This window comes from Vagococcus salmoninarum (assembly GCF_003987495.1).
In the GTDB taxonomy this organism is placed as follows: domain Bacteria; phylum Bacillota; class Bacilli; order Lactobacillales; family Vagococcaceae; genus Vagococcus_D; species Vagococcus_D salmoninarum.
This window is the reverse complement of the sequence record NZ_NGJU01000004.1, coordinates 125,256-142,170: the sequence shown is the minus strand read 5'-3', so window position 1 is coordinate 142,170 and position 16,915 is coordinate 125,256. Positions and strand designations below refer to the sequence as shown.

Genomic DNA, 16,915 nt, shown 5'->3' with positions numbered 1-16,915 from the left:
GTGGTGCTCAAAGTGATAAGTCGAGCTGTTGGAAAAAGGATGTCACTAATTCATAAGGCAAATATATGATATGAAAAAGTAAATGGCTAACGAAAATCAAACCTCCGTCTGAACTAGATTTTTGAGATGTTACTGATACGAAAAAGAAAGGAATATAATTATGAAGTTGAAAATACTGATTTTTAGTTTGTTATTGGCTGTTTTTTTTAGTAGTGAAGTGGCTTTTGCTCGTCAAATTGGTTACTTTACTAACTTTAAAGTTGATTATAGCTCGACTGGTCAAGAAAGTTTAACTGGCTCAAGAACTAAAGCTGTTACAAATAGACGAGGGGCAATTAATTTAAGTGATGATACGGGGAGTGCTTGGATTACAGCAACAATGAGAAATTCTAATGGCGCCTACAGAGGACGGACTGACGTTCAAAGAGGAAAGAGAGCGACTTTTGCTACTCCAAATGCTGAAGCAACTTACAATTATCGTTTAGGCCTTAAAAAAAACTAATAATACAGGTGGTGGAACTGTCAGAATTACTGGTTCTTGGAGTCCAGACGAACGTTAATGTTAAAGATAAAACAGTAGACTACGTTAAAAAAATAATAACTACTGTTTTATCTTTTTTAGAATGGAGTGTGAAGAATGACCAACTTGAAGTTTAAGTTAGGAAATAAGTTATTACCTTTTAGTATTGCCATATTGCTTAGTGGGATGTTTATCTCATGGTTATTTGCTAGTAGTTTATTTGAAATTTTAGTTATGGATTATGCTGCCCCAGATTTAGTTCAAGGCAGGGAGTCATTTACTAGAAGAGCATTTATTTGGCAAATCATGACCTGGGAAGGTTTGGTCGATTCGTCAATCTTTTTTTTACATAGCTATTTGCCGATTTTTATTATTTTACCAACTTTAAGTCTCTTTCAAGAAAAACGCTCACTTTTTTACTTAGGTAGACATCGCGTTGAAAGTTTTAGTCGTTTAATGTTGAAAAGTAGTTTAGTTTATACATTTCAATCAGCCTTCTTTTTTTGTTTAAGTTGCACAATCTTTTATTCTATTGGTGGTTTGTTTGTCAGACGAGGTTTGACAGATATTGGTGATTTTGCCTCAATTTTTCCAGTAGGTTTTTATGAAAGACACCCCTATTTATTTTTTATGTTTATGGTTTGGAGCATTTATTTTGTTATGGCACTAGTTTTTAGTTTTTTAGCTTGTGGGCTAGTTTTACTTTTGGAAAAAGAATACCAAGTTCTTTTAGGGATCTTAGCTATTTATCATGGCTTTAATTATATTGGCGTAATCACAAGTAGTCGTTTTTTCGCTGTCTTTACAAGTTTTGGGGCTTTTAATACAGTCTATCAAACCCATGAAGTTTTTTACGCAGCCTTGCCTTTATGCTTATTAGGGTTAGTTCTTTGGTTTATTGGGCTAAAAAAGACGGTTACTACTTATTAAGAAAGGCAAACCTTATGAGAAAAATAAAAACATTCAGTTTAATTAGTCTTACGGGAATCGGCTTAAGTTATTTAAACTACTATCAGATTATTCGTCAACTTAACTATTATCGTGGGGACTATCGAGTAGACTTACCTAAAAGAGCGATTTTCAATCGACTATTCATTCACACTGATTTTTATGGAATCGATTATATGGCTGGGAAAAATGTCATGCAATTAGTCTCACCGTTTATTTTTTTTCTTACAGCCGTAGTTGTAGGCTCCTTCTTTTTCTTATCTATGGAAAAAAATTATTACCAGTACGTGTTAATCAGGTCAGAAAACAAGAAAAAAGGCTATCGCTGGATTAGGCGCTATGGCAGTGTAAAGGTAGTCGTATTTTCACTAGTTTTTCATCTCTCCTTATTCACTTTAGTGAGTTATGGGAACAATTATCCTTATGCTGAAAGTCTAAGAATGTTTAATCAATCATTTGTTAAATTGTCCCTGGCCCATACTTTACTTTTATTAGGTTTATGGTATTTAGGGTTTTGTTTATATTTAAAAGTTACAAGCTTAGGTTATTTGTTTGGGATGTCTGGTGTGATAACTAGTCTCTTTATTATTAATATGAGTTTTCCTAAAGCCTCTTTAATTTTTATCGATTGGCAAGATAATTATAGCATCAGTAGTGTGTTAGGAATGTGTTTAATAGTGTTGTCTTATTTCTGGGAAAAAAAACTGGACTACGAGATTTAGTTTAGGAGGAAAAAATGAAAATTCAAGTAAAAGAAGTAACTAAAGTTTACAAAGGACAAACAGTTTTAGAAAATGTCTCAATCACTGTGGAAGAAGGTCAGTGTGTTGGATTGATTGGGCATAATGGCTCAGGAAAGTCTTTATTATTAAAAGTTATCTGTGGTTTTATTAAAGCAGATGAAGGTTCGGTGACAGTTGGTAAGCAAACAATTATTCATGGCACAAATTATATTAAAGAGGCTGGGGTAATCATCGAACAAGCAGATTTTATTCCCTACTTGTCAGGATTAGAAAATTTACAACTGTTAGCTAATATTCAAAAAAAAATCCCCTTAACAGAAGTTGAGTATTATTTAGAAAAAGTTGGACTAGGTCAGACTGGGAAAAAGAAATATAAACATTATTCACTAGGAATGAAGCAGCGTTTGCGTATTGCTCAAAGTATTATGGAAGACCCCCAAGTATTGATTTTAGATGAACCCTTTAACGGTCTAGACAAAGAAGGGGTTGCGGATATTTTAAAACTATTAATAGAAGCTAAGTCGGCAGGCAAAACAATGATTGTTACAAGTCATGACCAAGGACATATTGATCAGTTAGCTGATAAAATTTACGAATTAGAAAGTGGGGTAGTTTTATGAAAAAAGGTGTATTATTCCTTTCCTTACTATTATTTTTAAGTGGTTGTGGCTCCTTGGCGATATCAGAGCCTGAGGTTAGTGATGAGCCACTAACCTCTGAAGAAGAATTAGCCCTTTTAGAAGAAAGAGAGGCGTGGAAAAATCGACCTCATTTCCAGCAGACAATCGGTGAGTTCGAAGAAAATCTGTTGGACTATGATATTTTTCATGAACTTAATTTGATTGAGAATAGTACAATCTATCAAACTCGGAATAAAGTCATTGAAATAGATTATAAATCGGAAGGTTGGCCAGATAGTCAGCATTTAGAAAGTGTGTTGGTTTATATTGATACTAGAAATAGAGACTTAGATGATTCAAGAGGAGAAGTCAGTCGAATTATGGAAATGCTTTTTGGCGCTTTAGGGGAGGATGACTACCGTGAAGAATGGGTTTTTGAAAAGATGTTAGAAAAAGATCCTGTGGAAGGGGAAGCGATCCTTGAAAAAAGTGAAACGGCTAATTATTCAGACAAGTTAAGCTTGGAAACCGCTCATACGTCAACAGAAGTGACATTATTTATCTTGCCTTTTGAGGAAGTTGTTGAGGAATAGAGTAAGGTTGACTTATGACTCAAAAAAAAGATGGTCATAGTCTCTTTAAATGAAGAGTACGATCGGGAATTGATTTTCCAGCGCATAAAAGATAATCCATTAGAAATTAGGCAATCAGAATCTAAGCTAGTCGAAACTAGTTATTCTGACAAAGTTAATCTTGAAGTAGGGCATAGCCCAGATTGGTTGAATATTTGGATTACTCCTAAAGAAACAACGACTAGTCCTTAATTTAAGCAGAACAAGCACTGCTTGGGATTTGAGACAAGGGACATGCCAGTTGATCCTTAGACATTTACCGAAAATAGTTAACAAAGGGCGTCATTATATGTTAAACTAGACATGATTTGTTATTACAAAAAAACTTAAAATTAAAATAGGAATGTGATAAAAAAATGATGAAAAAAGGTAAAAAATGCCCTAACTGTGGCTATGTCTCACAGAAAGATGAAGAATTTTGTCCCAACTGTGATCAATTCGAACCGACCTTCGTAGACTTTACAAAAGACTTAACGAAAGATTTAAGTGAACTTAAAGCATTAAACGCTAAAGCAGAAGCGGCTATGGCAGAAGAAGCTGAAGTTCATGCAGAAGCAGAAGAGTCTACGACTAAAGAAGCAATCGAAGTTAAAAAGGAAGAGGTTATCATTGAGAAGTTTGTTGCTCCTGATGCAACGCCAATCCCACCAGCTGCTAAGACTGAGCCTAAGGCAGAAGGAACTCCGCCAGAGACACCAGTCTCAACGCCAAAAGAACGGAAACCATTTAACAAAAAAATCCTTTGGGGGCTATTAGCTTTGTTGTTACTAGTCGGTGGTTACTTTGGTTTTACGAGCTATCAAGGAAAAGCCCAAGAAAAGGCGGCAGCTGATTTAGCTAAGGAAGTTGCGTTACTAGAAAATAACTTTAATAAACTATATTTTAATGAAGAAAAAGTCTTTTTAAATGAAGACGCCTCAGAGGCCAGTTTAGATAAGTTAACTAAAGAAGTCGCTACGTTAAAAGATGAAAAAGTTCAAGGGGAATTTGACCCAATGATTGAGGACTTAAGTCATAAAATTGAATTACAAACGGCGTTAAATCAATTATTTATTAGCCCAGTTATTAAAGGCGATAAACTAGCCGATAAACCGGTCTTAAAAGACGAAGAACCAGTTTACCCACAAGAAATTAAAACACCAGAAAATAAATTTGAAGAATTAATTAATCAAGGAATTTTATTAGCCAAAGAACAAGGTTCGCTGAATAAAAAAGCCAAAGAGTTAGTGGCAAAAGTTGAAAAAGCCAAAGCTGAAGTAAGCCGTAAAGATGTTGAAAGTGCCCAAGCAGCTATCAATAAATTAACAAATCAAACTTTAAAAGATACATACACAAAAGATTTAGACAAAGTTGAAACAACTTTGAAAGCAGCAGAGAAAAAAGCCGCCGACCAACTTGTAGCAGCTGAAAAAGAAGCAGCTGCCTCTCAAGGTAGTTACGTGCCACCAGCAAGTCAATGGCAAGACCAAAACCAATGGCAAGCTCAACCTCAAGGGCAACAACCAGTAGCACCAACTAACAATACTCAAGGAAATGCCCCAAGTGGCATTATTCCTAATGAAGGTGCTGGCGTCCAAACTGGGGATTGGTCATGGGCACCTGGTATTCAAGATAAAGTGATTAACGAAAGTTTACGTCGTCGCTATATTGTTGAAGGTGGTTATGAACTAAGACCGCGAATGATTGTTGACGGCGAAGCCTACTATGATCTATTTGCAACGAATACACAATCTTCATTGTTAAAAGATCGTTTACAAGAAGAATTACCAATCTACTTAGTAACGATCAATGCTAAGACTGGCTGGTTTAAAGGCCAAGGTCCAAATTAATAGTTAAAGTAAGCCATTAAGGAGGTGTGACGACTGTCACCCTCCTTTTTTGCAAAATTCGTTGACAGGCTTAAAATTATTAGGCTACTTAGAGTTAGCTAGTAATCAAGCAAGCCTTTTTGAAACACTTAAAGAAAAAGGAGGAAGAACATGGAGGAATCATGGTTTACAATAGAAAAAATTGATGAGCAAACCTTTGCCATTAGTGAATACGGTCATTGGGAAAAGGTGCGCAGTTTTTTGATCTTAGGTCAAGACCAAGGGATGCTAATTGACACTGGCTTAGGGATTGGTCAAATTCATGAGGTCGTTAAGTCTTTAACAAGTTTACCTTACAGTGCCTATTTAACTCATGTTCACTGGGATCATACGAATGGTTTAACAGCCAATCAAGAAGTCTACCTTCATGAAAGTGAAGGGGATTGGCTAGCTAATGGCATCCCCAGTCAAACTAACGAACACGTCCGAGGGGAATTGACTCGCGATTTAAGCCAAGAACTTCCAGCTGAGTTTCAAGTCGCGACGTTTGAAATGTTTAAAGGTCCAGCCACAGATTTTTTAAGTGACGGCCAAGTCATTGAGCTTGGGGGACGTGCCATCCAAGTTCTTCATACCCCTGGTCATAGTCCAGGTCACTTAGTTTATTATGATCTAACTTCAGGCTATCTTTTTACTGGTGACTTACTATACAGTGATGAAACGCCAATCTACGCCTTTTATCCTTCAACGAACCCCCTTGATTTAGTCAACTCTTGGGAAAAAATTGCTCGTTTAGAGGGAGTGAGAAGGGTGTTTCCCTCCCATAACCAATTAGAACTAGGACCAGAGATTTTGCCAGAGCTACTTAAAGCTAAGGCCGAGTTGTTACATCTTGATTTAGTTTATTTTGGCACAGGCATCCATCAATTTCCAGGCTTCAAAGTTCAATTTTAAAACGAGTCAAGGGAACTTTTTCAAAGATTGTTTAACAATCACAAGGAAACTAAAGACATAAGCTAGCTTTTTTAACTAATAAGATGATTTTTTTCAGGAAATACAGTATACTTACAGAGGAAGAAAATGAAAGTGAAGGTCTTATTATGGCTCAATTATTTTTTAAATACGGTGCAATGAATAGTGGTAAAACCATTGAAATTCTCAAAGTTGCCCATAATTACGAAGAACAAAATAAACCAGTAGTCTTGATGACTAGTGGCCTTGATACACGAGACGGTGTTGGCAAAGTCTCAAGTCGGATTGGTTTATCCCGACCAGCTACGCCAATTTTTAGTCAGACCGATGTCTATCAGTTTATTAAAGAGTTAGACTTTGAGCCTTACTGTGTCTTAGTCGACGAATCACAGTTTTTAGAAAAACATCATGTCATTCAATTTGCCAAAGTCGTTGATGAACTAGGCATTCCAGTGATGGCTTTTGGTTTGAAAAATGATTTTCGGAACGAATTGTTTGAAGGCTCAAAGTATTTATTACTTTATGCGGATAAATTAGAAGAGTTGAAAACAATTTGTTGGTTCTGTCATCGCAAGGCGATTATGAACTTGCGCCAGTTAGACGGCCAAGCAGTTTATTCAGGAGAACAAATCCAAATTGGTGGTAATGAAGCGTACTTCCCTGTTTGTCGCAAACACTATTTGCAACAGCCTTTGTAGCGAAGCTTTAAATCCAAAGCCAAGTGAACGCTAAAAATACATAATTATAAAGGAGAACAACGATGTACGATCAACTACAATCAATTGAAGACCGTTATGAAGAACTAGGGGAATTATTAAGTGACCCAACAGTTGTGTCAGATACGAAACGTTTTATGGAATTATCAAAAGAGGAAGCTGGTTCACGGGAAACTGTGGCAGTGTACCGTCGTTATAAAGAAGTGGTTTCAGGAATTGCTGAAACTGAAGAATTACTAGGGGAGAAACTTGATGCCGATATGCAAGAGATGGCAAAAGAAGAACTTTCTGATTTGAAAAAAGAAAAAGAAGAAATTGAAGAAAAAATCAAAATTCTATTAATCCCTTCAGATCCTAATGATGATAAAAACATTATTATGGAAATACGAGGAGCTGCTGGTGGTGACGAAGCGGCGTTATTTGCTGGGGATTTATTTGAAATGTATCAAAGCTACGCGTCTTCTCAAGGCTGGAAGTTTGAAGTCCTAGAAGCGAATATTACTGGTATCGGTGGTTACAAAGAAGTCATTGCCATGATTACTGGAACAAATGTTTTCTCAAAACTTAAATATGAAAGTGGTGCTCACCGTGTTCAACGAGTACCATCAACTGAATCTCAAGGTCGGGTTCATACTTCAACTGCTACAGTGGTCGTTTTACCAGAGGCGGAAGAAGTTGAGATTAACTTAGAAGAGAAAGACATCCGGGTTGATATTTACCATGCTAGTGGCGCCGGTGGACAGCACGTCAACAAGACTGCTTCAGCCGTCCGTTTAACTCACTTACCTACGGGAATTGTTGTGGCTATGCAAGATCAACGGTCGCAACTTCAAAACAGAGAGAAAGCAATGAAAATTTTAAGTGCTCGTGTCTCAGATAAATTATTATCTGAATCTCAAAGTGAATACGATGCTAGTCGTAAATCAGCTGTGGGAACAGGTGACCGTTCTGAACGAATTAGAACTTATAACTATCCTCAAAACCGAGTAACTGATCACCGAATCGGTTTAACGATTCAAAAATTAGATCGAATTTTATCTGGTGAATTAGATGAAATCATTGATTCTTTAGTTATCTATGATCAAACTGCGAAATTAGAAGAGATTCAAAATGGATAATCCCACTTATGTAGAAGTCCTTAACTGGGCTTCTTCTTTTTTAGAAAAGGCTGATAAAGAAAGCTATATTGCTGAGTATTTAATACTGGAACGAAAAGGTTGGCAGAAAACCGAGCTGCTAATGAATCTTAGAAAGCCGATGCCACTGGATGAGGTCCAACAATTAGAAGCTGATTTGGCTTTAATTTTAAAAGATTATCCCCCACAATATATTATTGGTTCTTGTGAGTTTTATGGTCGGCGTTTTGAAGTTAGCTCAGGGACGTTAATCCCGCGACCAGAAACGGAAGAATTAGTAGCCTTAGTTCTAACTAATAATTCAAGAAAGGCTGACTTATCAGTCTTAGACATCGGTACGGGAACGGGGGCAATTGCTTTGTCCTTAAAAGGGGAAGCGCCTGACTGGCAAGTCTCAGCTGTTGATTTATCCTTAGAAGCCTTAGTCGTGGCAGAAAAGAATCGTCAAAACTTAGCTTTAGAAGTAGCTTTTTATCAAGGGGATTTAACAGCCCCAGTCAAGCATCAGCTGTTTGATATTATTGTTTCTAATCCCCCCTATATCAGTTACGATGAATGGGCAGTGATGGATGAAAGTGTCAGACAACACGAGCCAAAATTAGCGCTTTTTGCTGACCATCAAGGGTTAAAAATCTATGAACGCCTAGCGGAAGAATTACCTTTAAGGCTAAAAGCAACTGGAAAAATCTATTTAGAGATTGGTTATCAACAAGGTCAGGCAGTCCAAGAGTTATTTCAAAAAGCCTTTCCAGACCATCAAGTACTGGTTCATCAAGATTTACAAGGCCAAGATCGGATGATTTCAGTTGAAAGATAATTAGTTATTAACATAGTCTGGCCAATGACAAGGCACGTATTAGTAGCAAGTAAATCATGAGTAAGGGAGTACAAATTTACTATGGAAACAAAAATATTTAAACAAGCCAATATAGAAGCAGCTGCTAACTGTTTGAAAGCAGGAGAAGTTGTCGCCTTTCCAACGGAAACCGTCTACGGACTAGGGGCTGATGCCACGAACGCTTTAGCAATTGCAAAAGTTTATCAGGCCAAAGGTCGCCCAAGTGACAACCCCTTAATCGTTCATATTACTGATAAAAGTCAGCTAAGTGACTATGTTGCTAGTTGGTCAGAAAAAGCGGAAAAACTAATGGCAGCCTTTTGGCCGGGACCATTAACGTTAATTTTTAACATCAAAAAAGGTAGCTTACCAAGTAATGCGACTGGCGGCTTAGGCACAGTCGGTTTTAGAGTACCAAATAACCAGCTAGCCTTAGACTTGATTGCTAAAGCAGGGGTTCCTCTTGTTGGCCCTAGCGCCAATACGTCAGGTCGCCCAAGTCCAACGACAGCTGCTCATGTCTTTCATGATCTAGCCGGTAAAATCGCCGGTATTTTAGATGATGGGCCGACTGAAGTTGGTTTAGAATCAACAGTTTTAGATCTAACTTCAGAGATTCCCGTCATTTTGCGACCAGGCTTAATTACTCAAGAGCAATTAATGGCAGTTGTTGGGGATATTAAGTTAGACCAACACTTAGTTGATGAAAATGAAGCGCCTAAAGCGCCAGGGATGAAGTATCAACATTATGCACCAGTCACTAAAGTCATGATGATTGACTGTCATCAATCTAAGTGGGGAGCTGCCTTAAAGTGGGCTAACGAGGAAGGCTTACAAGTCGGTCTGTTAGCTAATCAGCAGTTAATTAACCAATATCAGGGAGAATTCCAGGTAGCTTATCCTTTAAGTCAAGACAATAATGTTCTTGTGGCTAGTAAAAATTTGTTCAGTGGTCTGAGAGCGTTAGATGAATTAGATCCTCAGTTAGACTTGATTTTAGCTGAGACTTATCCAGATCAAGGTGAAGGGCGAGCCTACATGAATCGCTTAAAAAAAGCCGCAAATCAGGAATATTTTAATTAGGGCTTGTTTATTTTGAGGAATGAAAGCTTACTATGGTACAATATAGAAAAGAAAATGGGGTGTTGATGGTATGAGTTTTAAGGGAAATGATATTGAATTATGGGATGCAATCAATAAAGAGGCAACAAGACAAGAAAGAAATATCGAATTAATCGCATCGGAAAACTTTGTTTCAGAAGCAGTTATGGCTGCTCAAGGTAGTATTTTAACGAATAAGTATGCGGAAGGTTACCCTGGTCGCCGTTATTATGGCGGGTGTGAGTATGTGGATATCGTTGAAAATTTAGCCATTGAGCGAGCGAAAGAATTGTTTGATGCTGATTTTGCTAATGTTCAACCACATTCTGGTTCACAAGCGAATACAGCGGCTTATTTGGCTTTAATTGAGCCTGGTGATAAAGTTCTTGGGATGGATTTAAACCACGGTGGTCATCTAACTCATGGCTCACCAGTCAACTTTAGTGGTAAGACTTACGACTTCCATGGTTACGGTGTTGATCCAGTAACAGAAGTCATTGATTATGATGTTGTGCGCATCAGAGCGCGGGAAATTAAACCTAAGTTAATCGTGGCAGGAGCTAGTGCTTACGGCCGAACAATTGATTTTGCTAAGTTTAGAGAAATTGCTAATGAAGTTGGCGCTAAATTATTAGTCGATATGGCTCATATTGCTGGTCTAGTAGCCGCAGGGTATCATGATAATCCCATGCCTTATGCGGATATTGTGACATCAACGACTCACAAAACTTTAAGAGGCCCTCGTGGTGGTTTAATCTTAACAAATGATGCTGAATTAGCTAAGAAAATTAATAGTGCGATTTTCCCTGGCATTCAAGGTGGTCCTTTAGAACATGTGATTGCTGCTAAAGCAGTAGCCTTTAAAGAAGCCCAAGATGAGGATTTTAAAGATTACCAATGGCAAGTGATTGAGAATGCTAAAGCTATGGCGAAAGTCTTTAACCAAGCGCCAAAAGCGCGTTTAATTAGTGGCGCAACTGACAATCATTTGTTACTAATTGACGTGTCAGGTTATGGTTTAAATGGTAAAGAAGCAGAAGAATTGTTAGATAAAGTCCATATTACTGTTAATAAAAATACGATTCCTTTTGAAGTTTTAAGCCCCTTTAAAACAAGTGGTATTAGAATTGGGACACCTGCTGTTACGACTCGTGGCATGCGAGAAGCTAATGTGACTCGGATTGCGGAATTAATTGATGTGGCCCTATCAAACCACACCGATGAAGAAGCTCTAGTTAGAGTTTCTAAAGAAATTAAAGCAATCACTGAAAAATTTCCACTTTATCGTTAGAAACTTGAGTGATTGACTAGTCAATCACTCTTTTTTCCTTTACAATAGTAGAGGATAAAAAATAGAAGACTTCTAGCCATAGGCGTTATTGCCAACGACGAGAAGTCAAAACCAGAAAGAAGGAGAATTGCTATGGGAAAATTTCAAGTTATTGATCATCCATTAATTCAACATAAGTTAACTATCATCCGTGATAAGAACTGTGGTACAAAGGTATTTCGTGAGGTTGTTAATGAAATAGCAATGTTGATGGCATTTGAAGTATCAAGAGACATGCCTTTAGAAGATGTTGAGATTGAGACGCCAATGGGACCATCAACTCAAAAAGCTTTGTCAGGTAAAAAAGTTGCGATTATACCAATCCTTCGGGCAGGTATCGGCATGGTTGACGGGATGTTAGAATTAATTCCAGCTGCTAAAGTTGGACACATCGGTATGTATCGTGACCACGACACATGGGAACCAGTTGAATACTTTGTTAAATTACCTTCTGATATTCAAACACGTCAGTTATTCGTTGTGGATCCAATGTTAGCAACTGGTGGATCAGCGATCTTAGCAGTTGATGCTTTGAAAAAACGTGGCGGCAACAACATTAAATTTGTCTGTTTAGTAGCAGCGCCAGAAGGTGTGAAAGCCTTACAAGATGCTCATCCAGATGTTGATATTTACACAGCTGGTTTAGATGACTGTCTGAACGAAGATGGTTACATCGTACCAGGTTTAGGTGACGCCGGCGACCGTTTATTCGGAACTAAATAAATCAGTCACAAAAAAACTTAGAATCCCAGTCAGGGGTTCTAAGTTTTTTGTTTTATTATTGATTACTTAATAGTAAATTACCAAAACCAGCACCATCGTAGCCAGGAGAAACTCGTACTCGTTTTAAGGCGTAGAGACCATCAGAGGCTTGGGCATAGCCAGGTTCGGTCGTTAGAGCCAGTTGATAGCCAGCATCTTTAGCTGTTTTAAAATTGTTTTCATCGTAACGACCAGCAGGATAACACAAAGTCGTTGTGTTTTGCTTAAGTTGATCGTCTAATAATTTTTTAGAATCAGCCATTTCACTAAACTGTTGATCATAAGGCATGACATTGACTTCTAAGTGATTGACAGTATGGCTTTGAATACTGATTAAGCCGCTGTCACTCATCTCTTTCATTTGAGCTAGATTAAAGGTGTTTTCTGCTTCAATTTTAGTTGTAATATAGTTGATGGTTGCTTTTAAGTCTAGCTCTTTTAAAATTGGAAAGCCATCAGTGTAATTGTTTAAATAGCCATCGTCGAAAGTAATCCAGACAATTTTTTCGGCAGGTTTTTTATTTAAGGTTAAAACGTCGTAAGCTTCTTCAGGGGTTAATGTGTAGTAGCCTTCTTTTTTTAACCACTCCATATGTTGTTTAAATTCGGCAGGCGGGATTTTTAGGCTATTACCTTCAGAAAGACTGTGGTACATCAAGATTGGAAAGCTAATTTCTGAGTCACTTTTTAGCCAGTTCTCATGTTCATCAGAGCTTTCAGTTGTTAAAGGTTCACTGGTCACTTCAGAAGATTCACTAACAGGGGTTCGCTTTTGATCCTCTTTCGTAATGAGGGTTTCAATCTCTTGTTTTTTACTCCCTTGTTGATTAGTGACAGCAAAGTAGCCTACTGCAATTAATTCTAAAAATAAAATGATTCCTAATATAGTAATAATTGTTTTTTTGATAGTTATCACATCCGTTTACGTAAGATACTATTCAGTATATCAAAAAACATATGTTTATTCTATAGGTAGAAAATTCATGGACATCTTTTAGTTAGAGGCTTGCTTTTTTAGTGTAAATGAGTATAATGAAATGATAATTGAAAAGTAAATGTTTTCTAGGGTTCCGCACGTCAGTGGTCTGGTCCAAGAGAAAACTCATAATCATAGATTATGTCACGGAAGGATAAAAGCCTGGGAGATACTGGATAGCGCAGTAGATTCCTAGGCTTTTTCTGTTTGCGCTGGGCAATTAATAATAATGATGAGGTGGAGTACATGAACAAAGAATGGACAAAAGTATTAGTTGCAGGAATGTTTGAAGTTGGCTGGGTAATTGGCTTAAAACATGCCAGTAACTTGTTCGAGTGGGGGCTAACAATATTAGCAATCTTTTTTAGTTTTTATTTAATGATCTCAGCAAGTCAAAAGTTACCAGTGGGAACTGTTTATGCTGTCTTTGTTGGAATTGGAACGACAGGGACAGTGCTATTAGAAAGTCTCTTATTCAAAGAGCCTCTAAGTGTGGCAAAAATTGGTTTAATTGTTTTACTATTAATTGGGGTTGTTGGACTTAAATTAGCAACACCTAAAGAAGTGAATGCAGGAGGGGAACAATAATGGCTTGGATTTCATTAATTTTTGCTGGCATCTTTGAAATGTTTGGGGTGGCTTCGATTAATCGTTTTAATAATAAAAAAAATCTGTCGTCTTTACTTTTATTAGTAGGGACTTTTACCGTTAGTTTTTTATTACTGTCATATAGCATGGACTATTTGCCAATGGGGACGGCTTACGCTGTCTGGACCGGAATTGGTGCCTCAGGGGGAGCGATCCTAGGCATGTTAATCTACAATGAAGGAAAAGACTGGCAGCGGATTGTCTGTATTAGTCTGATCTTAATCGCTGCTGTTGGTTTAAAAATAATTGCATAAAAAAACGGTTAGCAGAGATAAGTCACTGCTAACCGTTTTTTTTATTTAATTAATTCGTTTTTAATTTTAAGTCTTCATAACTGATGACGATATTGCCGTTTGTTTGGAAAATGACATCTTTATTGTCAGCAGTTTTTTTTATGGAAATAATTGCTGAGTTTGTCATTTGTTTAATTACTTTACCGGTTTCTAAATCACCACGGAAATAAAACTTTACTTTAGTGTCAGGTAGGAAATCTTTACCGATTTCTGAAGCAACTTTTTGAGCTGGTCTAAACATTTAGTACGCCACTCCCTTTCAAGGATTAAAAGAAAAAAGAAACATGTAATTGTTTCCTCTAAGTCTATTATACCATAAAATAGGCATTAACTCCAATTCGTGTTTTTTACAACCTGTGTAAAATTAATTGATAGACACATTAACCTTTAATGTTTCATTCTAAGTGATTAGAGCAGTATAAGATGAATTTAGCTCAAAGAATAGTTGGAAGAATTCGCGGGCTTCTCTTACTGTTGTGATTGTCACTAAAACAAGTTACAATATTGGTAATAAAAAAAGCCCAAAAGATGGTTGAAATGACCTGAGATGGAGAAGGAATTAATTAATGAAAAGCATTTTTAAAGATACTGGAATTGTTCTATTTGTTTGTCTGTTGTTGTCACTGTTTGTTGCAGTATTTACACCCTATCCGGCAGCGGGAGTTATTCACCAAGTATTTTCTAACGGTGGCCCTGCGAAAGAGCCTACTAACTATTTGGAAGTCAACCAAAAAATTGATGTTCAAAAGAATTTAAGCTATCCTTCTTCAGCAGCAAATAATCGTTATGATCTAATATTACCGAAAACAACTGGCAAACACCCAGTAATTTTTTGGCTTCATGGTGGTGCTTATGTCGGTGGTCAAAAGGAAGATGTTAGTATTTATACAAACATGTTAGCAGCAGAGGGCTTTGCCGTTGTTAACATCGAATATGACTTAGCACCTAGGACGAGATACCCAGGGCCCTTAATTCAATTAGCAGAAGTTTATCGTGAAATTCAGTTAAAAGCCACAGATTATTCTTTAGACTTAGAAAATGTTGTCTTTGGTGGTGATTCAGCTGGGGGCCAAATAGTTGCCCAATTTATTAATAGTCAAGTTAACGATGAATACGCTCAAGGGACTGGTTTTGAAAGAACGGTCGATCCAGCTACGATAAAAAGCGCGATTTTCTTTTGTGCCCCCTTTTCTTTAAGTGAGGCGACAAAACCCTTAAGAGAACTGCCTTTACTTGATTTTTTTGTTAAAAGAATCGGGTGGGCCTATACAGGGAATCCGGATTGGTTTGAATCGACAATTATTCAGGAAGCAGATATGTTAACTCATATTACTGGAAATTTCCCACGAAGTTTTATTACTGATGCCCATAACTTCTCATTTGAAGACCAAGGAAAAGCTTTAGCTAAACTTCTTGAAAGCCAAGGAACTGAAGTTGTTACTGCTTTTTATGACAGTCAAGAAGAACTGGACCACGAGTATCAGTTTGATATGACTTTGCCAGCTTCACAAGCAACTTTTGAAGCAGTTGTTGAATTTTTAAAACCATTGAAATAGTAAAGAATTCTTAAAGTTAGTCAGTAAGCTATTAAGAAAAGATTAGATTAGGTATAATAGTATATTGTAGAATAGAAAAGGGATGTGCTATGAATAAAAAGAAATACAAATATAGTTTAGATAATCGCATTGATTACGGTGTGATGTTACCTGTGTTTGTTTTATCATTGATGGGGCTAGCCTCCTTATACGTCGCTTTGACTCACGATTTAGTGACCAAAGATATCTTGACACCAATGTTAAAACAAGTCTTGTGGCTCTTAATTGGAGCAATCGCTGTCGTCATTTTAATGCAGTTTACGTCAAAGATGTTGTGGAAAATGACACCGGTCTTTTATGTTATGGGGCTCGGCTTAATGACTGCCTTAATTTTTTTACACGATAAGAAATTAGCAGAATTGACAGGCTCGAAAAACTGGTTTAGTTTTGGTGGTTTTACCTTTCAGCCTTCGGAGTTAATGAAAATTGCTTATATCTTAATGTTGGCCTATGTCGTTACAAGGCATAATGTCAACCGAGAGCATACAATTAGAAATGATTTTATTTTAATCGGTAAGCTGACCGCATTTACAGCACCAGTTATTTTCTTATTAACTTTTCAAGAAGATTTAGGAACCTCATTAGTCTATGTAGCGATTTTAGGTGGTATCTTTTTAATGTCAGGAATTTCTTGGAAAATCATCTTGCCAGTGATTACGGTATTTGCGATTGGGGCAGGGATTACGATTTTCTTAGTAACAACTGACAGTGGTCGGGAATTTTTACGAACAGCAGGGGTTAAGCAGTACCAGCTACTACGGGTAGAATCTTGGTTAGATCCTTTCCACGATGCCTCTGGTCACTCTTACCAACAAGCTCAGTCGTTAATAGCCATTGGTTCAGGTGGGATGTTTGGTAAAGGCTTCAATGTTTCAGAAGTTTATGTACCAGTCCGAGAGTCAGATATGATTTTCACAGTTATTGGTGAGAACTTTGGTTTCATTGGTGGTTGTTTAATTATCATCATGTATTTTATTTTAATCTACCGCATGATTCGTGTGTGTTTTGACACGAACAACGAGTTTTATGCTTACATCGCAACGGGGATTATTATGATGATTTTATTCCATGTCTTTGAAAATATTGGGGCAAATATTGGTCTACTGCCATTAACAGGGATTCCACTGCCTTTTATTAGCCAAGGTGGGTCATCTTTAATTGGTAACTTGATTGGTGTCGGAATTATTATGTCAATGCGTTTTCAAAAAGACGATTACTTAGATTTTAAAACAGACAACTAGCCAAAAGTTGTCTGTTTTTCTTTGATAAATTAAGAG

20 protein-coding genes and 1 riboswitch are annotated in these 16,915 nt (G+C 37.1%); of the genes, 18 read left to right on the top strand and 2 right to left on the bottom strand.

The window, feature by feature from the left end; translation table 11 throughout:
• Positions 1-160 precede the first annotated feature (160 nt).
• The 14 genes from CBF35_RS04040 (at position 161) to upp (ending at position 12,087) form a co-directional block, all read left to right on the top strand.
• On the top strand, positions 161-502 hold the full coding sequence (locus CBF35_RS04040) for a hypothetical protein (RefSeq protein WP_126778706.1): 342 nt from the start codon (positions 161-163) through the stop codon (positions 500-502).
• A 135-nt stretch (positions 503-637) separates the two neighbouring features.
• The gene (locus CBF35_RS04035; protein ID WP_126778705.1) at positions 638-1,450 is read left to right on the top strand and encodes a hypothetical protein; all 813 of its coding nucleotides are present in this window, start codon (positions 638-640) and stop codon (positions 1,448-1,450) included.
• A 14-nt stretch (positions 1,451-1,464) separates the two neighbouring features.
• A complete protein-coding gene (locus CBF35_RS04030; RefSeq protein ID WP_126778704.1) occupies positions 1,465-2,190 on the top strand; it encodes a hypothetical protein in 726 nt (241 codons plus the stop codon).
• Between the two features lie 14 nt (positions 2,191-2,204).
• Positions 2,205-2,831, top strand: coding sequence for an ABC transporter ATP-binding protein (locus CBF35_RS04025; protein ID WP_126778703.1), 627 nt, complete (start codon positions 2,205-2,207; stop codon positions 2,829-2,831).
• Positions 2,828-3,424 carry a hypothetical protein gene (locus tag CBF35_RS04020; protein ID WP_126778702.1) on the top strand — a complete coding sequence of 199 codons (597 nt, stop codon included), beginning with the start codon at positions 2,828-2,830 and terminating at the stop codon, positions 3,422-3,424. The genes CBF35_RS04025 and CBF35_RS04020 overlap by 4 nt, the downstream gene beginning before the upstream one ends.
• Before the next feature lie 30 nt (positions 3,425-3,454).
• Positions 3,455-3,655 (top strand): hypothetical protein, encoded by a 201-nt coding sequence (locus CBF35_RS04015; RefSeq protein WP_126778701.1) that lies wholly within the window; start codon positions 3,455-3,457, stop codon positions 3,653-3,655.
• A gap of 164 nt (positions 3,656-3,819) precedes the next feature.
• On the top strand, positions 3,820-5,292 hold the full coding sequence (locus CBF35_RS04010) for a cell division site-positioning protein MapZ family protein (protein WP_126778700.1): 1,473 nt from the start codon (positions 3,820-3,822) through the stop codon (positions 5,290-5,292).
• 150 nt (positions 5,293-5,442) lie between these two features.
• Positions 5,443-6,225, top strand: a complete 783-nt coding sequence (locus tag CBF35_RS04005) for an MBL fold metallo-hydrolase (RefSeq protein ID WP_126778699.1) — start codon at positions 5,443-5,445, stop codon at positions 6,223-6,225.
• Positions 6,226-6,371: 146 nt separating this feature from the next.
• On the top strand, positions 6,372-6,941 hold the full coding sequence (locus tag CBF35_RS04000) for a thymidine kinase (RefSeq protein WP_126778698.1): 570 nt from the start codon (positions 6,372-6,374) through the stop codon (positions 6,939-6,941).
• 62 nt (positions 6,942-7,003) lie between these two features.
• On the top strand, positions 7,004-8,077 hold the full coding sequence (gene prfA, locus CBF35_RS03995; protein ID WP_126778697.1) for a peptide chain release factor 1: 1,074 nt from the start codon (positions 7,004-7,006) through the stop codon (positions 8,075-8,077).
• On the top strand, positions 8,070-8,912 hold the full coding sequence (gene prmC, locus CBF35_RS03990) for a peptide chain release factor N(5)-glutamine methyltransferase (protein WP_126778696.1): 843 nt from the start codon (positions 8,070-8,072) through the stop codon (positions 8,910-8,912). The genes prfA and prmC overlap by 8 nt, the downstream gene beginning before the upstream one ends.
• A gap of 81 nt (positions 8,913-8,993) precedes the next feature.
• The gene (locus CBF35_RS03985; protein ID WP_126778695.1) at positions 8,994-10,016 is read left to right on the top strand and encodes an L-threonylcarbamoyladenylate synthase; all 1,023 of its coding nucleotides are present in this window, start codon (positions 8,994-8,996) and stop codon (positions 10,014-10,016) included.
• 70 nt (positions 10,017-10,086) lie between these two features.
• Positions 10,087-11,325, top strand: coding sequence for a serine hydroxymethyltransferase (gene glyA, locus CBF35_RS03980; protein ID WP_126778694.1), 1,239 nt, complete (start codon positions 10,087-10,089; stop codon positions 11,323-11,325).
• A gap of 132 nt (positions 11,326-11,457) precedes the next feature.
• The gene (gene upp / locus CBF35_RS03975; RefSeq protein ID WP_126778693.1) at positions 11,458-12,087 is read left to right on the top strand and encodes a uracil phosphoribosyltransferase; all 630 of its coding nucleotides are present in this window, start codon (positions 11,458-11,460) and stop codon (positions 12,085-12,087) included.
• A 55-nt stretch (positions 12,088-12,142) separates the two neighbouring features.
• Here upp and CBF35_RS03970 read toward each other — a convergent pair whose 3' ends face one another.
• The gene (locus tag CBF35_RS03970; RefSeq protein ID WP_126778692.1) at positions 12,143-13,042 is read right to left on the bottom strand and encodes a polysaccharide deacetylase family protein; all 900 of its coding nucleotides are present in this window, start codon (positions 13,040-13,042) and stop codon (positions 12,143-12,145) included.
• Positions 13,043-13,177: 135 nt separating this feature from the next.
• Positions 13,178-13,273, top strand: a riboswitch (guanidine-I (ykkC/yxkD leader).
• A 75-nt stretch (positions 13,274-13,348) separates the two neighbouring features.
• Between CBF35_RS03970 and CBF35_RS03965 the strand changes: the two genes are divergently transcribed.
• Both CBF35_RS03965 and CBF35_RS03960 read left to right on the top strand, forming a co-directional pair.
• Positions 13,349-13,690: a DMT family transporter gene (locus CBF35_RS03965; RefSeq protein WP_126778691.1), complete on the top strand. Its 342-nt coding sequence runs from the start codon at positions 13,349-13,351 to the stop codon at positions 13,688-13,690.
• A complete protein-coding gene (locus CBF35_RS03960; protein WP_126778690.1) occupies positions 13,690-14,004 on the top strand; it encodes a DMT family transporter in 315 nt (104 codons plus the stop codon). The genes CBF35_RS03965 and CBF35_RS03960 overlap by 1 nt, the downstream gene beginning before the upstream one ends.
• Before the next feature lie 49 nt (positions 14,005-14,053).
• Here the strand turns inward: CBF35_RS03960 and CBF35_RS03955 are convergent, their stop codons facing one another.
• Positions 14,054-14,284, bottom strand: a complete 231-nt coding sequence (locus tag CBF35_RS03955) for a hypothetical protein (RefSeq protein ID WP_126778689.1) — start codon at positions 14,282-14,284, stop codon at positions 14,054-14,056.
• A gap of 325 nt (positions 14,285-14,609) precedes the next feature.
• Between CBF35_RS03955 and CBF35_RS03950 the strand changes: the two genes are divergently transcribed.
• A complete protein-coding gene (locus CBF35_RS03950) occupies positions 14,610-15,599 on the top strand; it encodes an alpha/beta hydrolase (RefSeq protein ID WP_126778688.1) in 990 nt (329 codons plus the stop codon).
• Between the two features lie 89 nt (positions 15,600-15,688).
• Positions 15,689-16,879, top strand: a complete 1,191-nt coding sequence (locus CBF35_RS03945) for an FtsW/RodA/SpoVE family cell cycle protein (RefSeq protein ID WP_126778687.1) — start codon at positions 15,689-15,691, stop codon at positions 16,877-16,879.
• Positions 16,880-16,915 lie beyond the last annotated feature (36 nt).

Bases quoted from the DNA above. Each gene is read 5' to 3' on its own strand.
- CBF35_RS04000 (WP_126778698.1), top strand. From the start codon at position 6,372: ATGGCTCAATTATTTTTTAAATACGGTGCAATGAATAGTGGTAAAACC.
- CBF35_RS04040 (WP_126778706.1), top strand. From the start codon at position 161: ATGAAGTTGAAAATACTGATTTTTAGTTTGTTATTGGCTGTTTTTTTT.
- CBF35_RS04015 (WP_126778701.1), top strand. From the start codon at position 3,455: ATGGTCATAGTCTCTTTAAATGAAGAGTACGATCGGGAATTGATTTTC.
- upp (WP_126778693.1), top strand. From the start codon at position 11,458: ATGGGAAAATTTCAAGTTATTGATCATCCATTAATTCAACATAAGTTA.
- CBF35_RS03965 (WP_126778691.1), top strand. From the start codon at position 13,349: ATGAACAAAGAATGGACAAAAGTATTAGTTGCAGGAATGTTTGAAGTT.
- CBF35_RS04005 (WP_126778699.1), top strand. From the start codon at position 5,443: ATGGAGGAATCATGGTTTACAATAGAAAAAATTGATGAGCAAACCTTT.
- CBF35_RS03985 (WP_126778695.1), top strand. From the start codon at position 8,994: ATGGAAACAAAAATATTTAAACAAGCCAATATAGAAGCAGCTGCTAAC.
- prmC (WP_126778696.1), top strand. From the start codon at position 8,070: ATGGATAATCCCACTTATGTAGAAGTCCTTAACTGGGCTTCTTCTTTT.
- CBF35_RS04035 (WP_126778705.1), top strand. From the start codon at position 638: ATGACCAACTTGAAGTTTAAGTTAGGAAATAAGTTATTACCTTTTAGT.
- CBF35_RS03960 (WP_126778690.1), top strand. From the start codon at position 13,690: ATGGCTTGGATTTCATTAATTTTTGCTGGCATCTTTGAAATGTTTGGG.
- CBF35_RS04025 (WP_126778703.1), top strand. From the start codon at position 2,205: ATGAAAATTCAAGTAAAAGAAGTAACTAAAGTTTACAAAGGACAAACA.
- glyA (WP_126778694.1), top strand. From the start codon at position 10,087: ATGAGTTTTAAGGGAAATGATATTGAATTATGGGATGCAATCAATAAA.
- prfA (WP_126778697.1), top strand. From the start codon at position 7,004: ATGTACGATCAACTACAATCAATTGAAGACCGTTATGAAGAACTAGGG.
- CBF35_RS04010 (WP_126778700.1), top strand. From the start codon at position 3,820: ATGATGAAAAAAGGTAAAAAATGCCCTAACTGTGGCTATGTCTCACAG.
- CBF35_RS03945 (WP_126778687.1), top strand. From the start codon at position 15,689: ATGAATAAAAAGAAATACAAATATAGTTTAGATAATCGCATTGATTAC.
- CBF35_RS03955 (WP_126778689.1), bottom strand. From the start codon at position 14,284: ATGTTTAGACCAGCTCAAAAAGTTGCTTCAGAAATCGGTAAAGATTTC.
- CBF35_RS04030 (WP_126778704.1), top strand. From the start codon at position 1,465: ATGAGAAAAATAAAAACATTCAGTTTAATTAGTCTTACGGGAATCGGC.
- CBF35_RS03950 (WP_126778688.1), top strand. From the start codon at position 14,610: ATGAAAAGCATTTTTAAAGATACTGGAATTGTTCTATTTGTTTGTCTG.
- CBF35_RS04020 (WP_126778702.1), top strand. From the start codon at position 2,828: ATGAAAAAAGGTGTATTATTCCTTTCCTTACTATTATTTTTAAGTGGT.